The 6502-nt window shown below is 65.9% G+C and carries 4 protein-coding genes; all 4 read left to right on the top strand.

What is annotated here, in order from left to right; genetic code table 11:
- On the top strand, positions 1 to 184 hold a 184-nt coding region (locus VGF12_RS05970), incomplete at its 5' end, for a TrbG/VirB9 family P-type conjugative transfer protein (protein ID WP_331175126.1).
- Between the two features lie 2 nt (positions 185 to 186).
- Positions 187 to 1428 (top strand): TrbI/VirB10 family protein, encoded by a 1242-nt coding sequence (locus VGF12_RS05965; protein WP_331175125.1) that lies wholly within the window; start codon positions 187 to 189, stop codon positions 1426 to 1428.
- A gap of 357 nt (positions 1429 to 1785) precedes the next feature.
- Positions 1786 to 3621 (top strand): TonB-dependent receptor plug domain-containing protein, encoded by a 1836-nt coding sequence (locus VGF12_RS05960; RefSeq protein WP_331175124.1) that lies wholly within the window; start codon positions 1786 to 1788, stop codon positions 3619 to 3621.
- On the top strand, positions 3621 to 6502 hold a 2882-nt coding region (locus VGF12_RS05955; protein WP_331175123.1), incomplete at its 3' end, for a cobaltochelatase subunit CobN. The genes VGF12_RS05960 and VGF12_RS05955, both read left to right, overlap by 1 nt.

The raw sequence follows: 6502 nt of genomic DNA, 5'->3' as shown, positions 1-6502 counted from the left end.
AGGCGAACTGCCCCCGTTGTTCGTAATCGGTCCTGAGGGGGGTGGCCAGTTGGTCAACTACCGATTCCGTGCGCCCTACTACATCGTCGACCGCCTTTTCGGGGCGGCCGAGCTGCGGCTTGGCGCGGACAACGGCGAGGTGGTTCGGATAGAACGCACCGATGGCCTGGCCCGCGGACGATAAGCATGAGCACTCCGGACACCTCTGACGAGGATCATCGTCCAGCGCCGCAGCCCAAGGTCGCGCCCGAATCCCTTGAATTGCGGGCGCAACCGCGGCGCGTCACCCGTCTGAACCCACGGGCACTGGCCGTAGTCATCGGTTCGATGGCCACCCTGGTGCTCGGAGCCATGTTGTGGTCACTGCAACCCAGGCCGCCTCGCCAGGGAACGTCACCAAGCGAGCTCTACAACGTGGAACGCATCGTCCCGGCCGAAGCATTGGGACAACTGCCTTCGGACTACTCTCAGCTGCCGCCGCCCAAGGCGCCCGAACTTGGACCTCCCTTGCCCGGTGATCTGGGCAGCGCAATCATCCGGACCGAGCAACAAACCCAAGGTCCGGATCTCTCACTTGATGCAATTGACCAGGCTGAAGGCGAACGCTTGGCCAGGCAAAAGGAAGCCGAGGAAGCGGCGCTGTCGCCGGTATTCTTCCGCTCGATCGGGACCCTTGGCCACCAGTCAAGCCCTGCGCAGCTGATGGCCGATACGCCAAACATGGATGCGGGTTCACTGATTGCACAGCGCCCTATTGGCTCCGACTCATCTGGACAACGAGACAGGAACGAGGCGTTTCTCAACATCTCTTCAAATACGCAAACCCGTAATTCCGGATTTCTTGAAATGCCCGAATCGCCGTATCAGGTCATGGCCGGCACGGTAATCGCAGCGGCATTGGTAACCGGCATCAAGTCGGACCTGCCGGGTGACGTCATCGCCACCGTAACCGAGCCGGTATATGACAGTGCAACCGGAGCACACCTGCTCATCCCGCAAGGCTCACGGCTGCTGGGCCGCTACAACAGCCAGGTCAGCTACGGCCAGCAGCGCGTGCAAGTGGCTTGGCAACGCGTAATCCTCCCGGATACCTCGTCCTTCCAGCTGGACAGCCTCGTCGGCACCGATGCCGCCGGTTACGCTGGTTTGGAAGACGGGGTTGATTGGCATTGGGATCGCATCGTCGCAGGCGCCGCCATGGCCAGCGTGCTGGGGATCGGCGCAGAACTGGCGTCCCCGTCGAACCGCGGCGACGGTGACCAGGTGATCATCGCGGGGCGTGACAGCCTGCAGGACACGGTGAACCAGGTTGGCCAGGAGATGGCGCGGCGCAACCTGGACATCAAGCCGACCCTTACGCAGCGCCCCGGCCTGCCGCTGCGGGTGATCGTCAATCGGGACCTCGTGTTGCAACCCCATCGAGATTGACGTGGTTCCTGCGTCCCGTTGACGCATGGCTGTTCCCGGCACCACGGACGGTCGAAACCATCTCGCCAGACCTCGACCCAGAGCCTTGCGCTGCGGCGTCCGGCCCGCTTTCACCCGTTTACGCGCGGGACACTATGACCGTCCGGGTATCGACCATGACCCGTTTGCACTTGGTAACGATTCTCATTAATATCCAGGCCCGACACAGAACAATCTTCAGCCAGCCAGGGCCCTGATGCCCAAGCCAGCCATTCTCATTCTTCCCAGGGGGTGAACATGCGCAGGCACGCGCTGGCAATGGCATGCATCATGGTTTCTCCGGCGGCTTTTGCCGCAGGCACGACCGAACTCAACCCGATGGTGATCACCGCCACCCGCAGCTCGCAGTCCCTGGCCGATGCGCCGGCAGCGGTAACGGTCATCACCGCCGAGCAGATCAGGGCGCGCGGCGCCACCAACCTGCTGGAAGCCCTGCGCGGCACGCCGGGCATCAGCCTCAACGGGCGCCAGGTCGGCGGACGCAAGACCCTCAGCATCCGTGGCGCCGAGGACCGCCATACCCTGGTGCTGATCGACGGCCGGCGCATTTCCTCCACCGACGACACCATCGGCCACTCCGACTACCAGTACGGCTGGGTCGGCATCGAGCAGATCGAACGCATCGAGGTGGTGCGCGGGCCGATGTCCGCGCTGTACGGTTCGGAAGCCATCGGCGGCGTGATCAACATCATCACCCGCCAGGCTCAGAACGAATGGCACGGCGGCGTGACCCTGCGCGGCGAAGTGGGCGATGGCGACACCGGCAACGGCCACCGCCTGGCCGCGCGCGCCTCCGGCCCGCTGGCCGAGGGGCTGAGCCTGGCCCTCAGCGTCGAGGAAGTGCGCCGCGAGTCGACGCCCTGGGAGCAGGATGCGCGCGTCTCCGAAGTCGAAGGCCAGGACCGCCAGACCGGCAGCCTGGGGCTGAGCTACAGCCCGGTCCAGGGCCAGACGCTGAAGCTGGACATGCTGCGCAGCGACGAGACCCGCGACCGCAACCAGCAGTACGCCTACTTCGCCCGGCCAATCTACCTCGACACCTACGAACTGGACCGCCGTCAGGATTCACTGGCCTGGAATGCCGACTGGGGTGCCGCCCGGACGCAACTGCGCTTTACCCGCTCCGAATTCGACGTCACCAACAAACGCACCCAGAACCTCACCCCCACCCGCCCGCAGTCCATTCGCGACGACGTCTGGGATGCCAGCGTGAACTTCCATCTGGGCGACCGCCATGCACTGACCCTGGGCGGCGAGCACCGCGACGAAGAACTGGAGAATGCCGGCCTGATCGGCGGCTCCGACTCGGTGGTGCACCAGGCGGTATTCATCCAGGACGAGATCGCCCTGGCCGACGACTGGGCGCTGACCCTGGGTGCGCGCCTGGACGACCACGAGATATTCGGTCGCGAAACCAGCCCGCGGGCCTGGCTCGTCTGGCGCGCCACCCCGGAGCTGACCTTCAAGGCCGGCTATGGCGAGGCCTTCCGCGCGCCGACCCTCAAGCAGATCTCGCCCAACTACATCGGTGCCGAAGGCCCGCACACCTTCCTCGGCAACGCCGACATCCAGCCGGAGACCAGCCGCTCGTTCGAGCTGGGCGTGGACTGGCACGACGAGCGTAGCGCCTACACCGCCAACCTCTACCGCAACGAGATCGACGACCTGATCTACTACCGCGTGCTGCGCCGGGAGCCGGGCATCCCGCCACGCACCGTCTACCAGTACGACAACATTGAGGAAGCGCGCATCGAGGGCCTGGAACTCTCGGCGCGCCGCGAACTGGGCTTCGGCCTGGCCCTGGGCGCCACGCTGAACTGGATGGACGCGCGCAACGCGAAGACCGATGCCAAGCTCAACGGCCGACCCGAATTCACCGCCACGCCCTCGCTGGAGTGGCATGCCGGCAAATGGAATGCGCTGCTGCAGTGGGAATACATCGGCAAGCAGCATCTGGAAGGTACCAGCGGCCAGGAGCGCGCACCGAGCTACAACCTGGTCCACGCCAGCCTCGGTTACCAGCTGCATGACAACCTGATGCTGCGCGGCGGCGTGCAGAACATCGGCGACCTGCACCTGGAGGACAAGTCGGAGCTGTTCGGCTACGTCGAGCAGGGGCGTACCGGCTGGCTCGCGGTGGAGGCCAGTTTCTGATGCGCGAGATCTTCATGCTGGGCAAGACGCTGATGCTGCTCGTCTGCGGCCTGCTGGTACTGAGCCAGTCCATGCGCATCCAGGCCGAAACTGCGCCGCCCAAGCGCCTGCTGTTCATTGCCGCCGCGCCGGTACAGGCAGGCAAGTTCGAGCGCTTGAAACCGCTGGCGGCCGCGGCCGGCTTCGCACTGGACTACCGCCTGCTGGACGGCTCAGCCGCGACGCCGGGCAAGGCCGAGCTGGACGAATACGACCTGCTGGTGATCGACGCCCCCTATGGCGCGGCGCTTGGCACCGTACAGATGAACCTGGGGCCGCTACTGGATGCCGTGCAGGCGCCCTGGCTCTGGTTGCGCCGTGACGGCAGCCGGGGCCGGCAGTTACCCGAGGCGCTGGTTGCCGAGCTGGATGTGTATTACAGCAACGGTGGCGTGGCCAACTTCGAAGGTTTCTTCTGCCGCCTGCAGGCACTGTTTGGCGGTGAAGACGGCGCGGCCTGTCCGGCGCCGGATATCCATCCCCAAGCCGGCATCTACCATCCGCAGGCGCAGGGGCGAATCTTCGCCAGCCTCGACGACTTCCTTGACTGGAAAGGCCGCGAACTGCGCCGCGAGGTACCGGTGGTCGGCGTGCTGTTCCACAAGGCCTACATGGATTCCGGGCTGACCGGTTTCGTCGATGACAGCGTGCGCCGCATCGAGGCCGCCGGCGCCCTGGCCGTGCCGCTGTACACCTCGGCCATGGGCAACGGCGAAATCACTAAGCTGCTGAGCAGCGCCGGCCAGCCGCGCGCCGACGTGCTGATCAACATGCAGATTATGCTCAACGGCACCGGACGCAAGGAGGAGTTCGAGCAACTCGCCATCCCGGTGCTGCAGGCCATGCCCTACCGGGGCGGCGAGCAGACGGACTGGGAGGCCGACCCCAAGGGTCTCAATCCGCAGGACATTCCCTTCTACCTGGCGCAGCCGGAATTCGCCGGGCTGATCGATCCGCTGTTCGCCGCCGCCACGCGCAAGGCCGACGGCGACATCGTCCCCATCGAGCGCCAGTTGCAGGCGGTGATCGACAAGGCCATGCGTCTGGCGCGCCTGCAGCGGCTGCCGCGCGATGAGGTAAAGACCGCCATCCAGTTCTACAACTACCCACCTGGCGAGAAGAACCTGGGCGCCTCCTTCCTCAACGTGCCACGCAGCCTGGAGCGTCTGCTCGGCGCCTACGCCGAGCGAGGCTACACAGTGGAGCAAGCCGACGAAGCACGTCTGATCGAGGAACTGAGCGGCCTGCTGACGCCCTTCTACCGCGACGGTAGGCTGGCGGAGCTGCTGGCAAACGACCGCGCCGCACGCCTGTCGCTGGACACCTACCAGGCCTGGTTCGACGGCCTGCCAGAGTCGGTGCGCCAGCCCATCCTTGATCGCTGGGGCGAGCCTCAACAAGCCGGATTGTTCCTGCCCGCAGAGAGTGCTTTCGTCATTCCCCGCCTGCAACTGGGCAACCAGGTGATCATGCCGCAGCCGGCTCGCGGCGAGCGGACCGACGACCGCGAGCAGGCGCTCTACCACGACACCAAGGTGCCGCCGTCCCACAGCTACCTAGCGGCCTACCTATGGCTGCGCGAAGGTTTCGGCGCCGATGCCCTGGTGCACTTCGGCACCCATGGCACGTCCGAATGGCAGCCGGGCAAGGAGCGCGGCCTGGACGTGCTGGAGGCGCCCTACCTGGTGCTCGGCGACCTGCCGGTGATCTATCCCTATATCGTCGACAACATTGGCGAAGCGCTGCAGACCAAACGCCGTGGCCGCGCGGTGACCATCAGCCACAACACGCCCTCGTTCGGCCCGGCGGGGTTGCATGGCCAGCTCAACGAACTGCACGACCTGCTGCATGAATGGCTGGGCATGACCGAGGGCGAGGTGCGCAACGCCACCGCCGCACGCATCCGCGAGCTGACCACGGAGCTGAAGATCGACAGGGACATGGCCATCACGGCGGCCATGGAGGGCGACTTCGCCGGCTTCGTCGAAGATCTACACGTGCAGCTGCACGACCTCGCGCTGGAGCAACAGCCGCTGGGGCTGGCCCGCTTTGGCGTACCGGCCGAGGACGAGCTGCGCCTGCTTACCGTGCAGCAGATGCTTGGCAAGCCGCTGCTGGCCGCACTGGCACCGGAAGACCCGGAAGAACTGCTGCTGGTCGATTACCAGCAGATCCGCGCCACGCCAGTGTGGTCGCTGCTGGACAGCCATATCCGGCAAAACCAACCTTGGACGGGCGATGCGGCCGTCGGCGAACTGCTGGAGCGCGGGCGCGACTACTGGCGCAAACTGGGCAACGACAGCGAACTGGACGGTTACTTCAGCGCCCTGCAAGGCCGACACGTACCCAGTTCCTACGGCGGCGACCCGATCAGGAATCCGGACAGCCTGCCCACCGGACGCAACCTCTACGGTTTCGACCCCTCGCGCATTCCCACGCGTGAAGCCTGGGAGGCCGGCAAGGTGGCCGCCGAGCGGCTGATCGAGCAGCACCGCGAACTGCACGGCGACTACCCGAGCAAGCTGGCCTTCACCCTCTGGTCGGTGGAAACCATGCGCCACTTCGGCATGCTCGAAGCCCAGGTGCTGGCGGTGATGGGCTACAAGCCGCAGTGGGACGCTGCTGGCCGGGTGATCGGCATCGAGGCGATTCCCGCAGCCGAGCTCGGTCGTCCGCGCATCGACGCGGTGATCTCCGCCACCGGTCTGTACCGCGACCAGTTCCCCAACGTCATGCACTGGCTCGCCCAGGCCGCCGACCAGGCCAGCACGCTGGACGAGCCGGGCAACGTCATTGCCGCCAACAGCCGGCGCATCGAGCAGGCGCTGCTGCAACGCGGATT

Origin of the sequence: Roseateles sp. (genome assembly GCF_036404855.1) — a bacterium.
Classification (GTDB): domain Bacteria; phylum Pseudomonadota; class Gammaproteobacteria; order Burkholderiales; family Burkholderiaceae_C; genus Pelomonas.
This window is presented reverse-complemented; position numbering and strand designations above follow the sequence as displayed.